The following is a 415-nucleotide window of genomic DNA, read 5'->3' on the forward strand; positions in this document are numbered from 1 at the left end:
CGCTGCCGGTCTCGGCCGTGGAAGCCGCCTCGGAAGAAGCGGTGGATTCAGAAACAGAAGCGGTAGAGCCGCAGGCGGCCAGGCTCAGCGCCAGCACACCGGCCAGCGCAGCAGAAATCAGCTTTTTCATAATCAGGTATCTCCTTTGTTGTTTGGTTTTGTGGTGTTCTGTGCGGGCAGGTCCCTCAACCTGCCGTCACATTCGCACACCGGGCTGTTTGTAAACCGGACCACGTTCCATGACAAATTTCCTCCTTATTTTTAAGAAGCCAAAACAAAAGCGGGGTGTCGAGCTTAGCTTCGACACCCCGCTGTGTTTCTTTCTTTACGCGCCGAAATTCACGCATGAGAAAGCAGGCACAGGCCGCCGAAGCAAACTGCACATGCACATCATCATACCAAAGCGGCTGCTGCG

1 protein-coding gene is annotated in these 415 nt (G+C 54.9%); it reads right to left on the bottom strand.

The features are described from left to right. Positions 1–185 precede the first annotated feature (185 nt). On the bottom strand, positions 186–415 hold a 230-nt coding region (locus H6B10_RS15495), incomplete at its 5' end, for a hypothetical protein (RefSeq protein WP_204652362.1).

This window comes from Gemmiger formicilis, from assembly GCF_016901605.1.
GTDB lineage: Bacteria > Bacillota > Clostridia > Oscillospirales > Ruminococcaceae > Gemmiger > Gemmiger formicilis_B.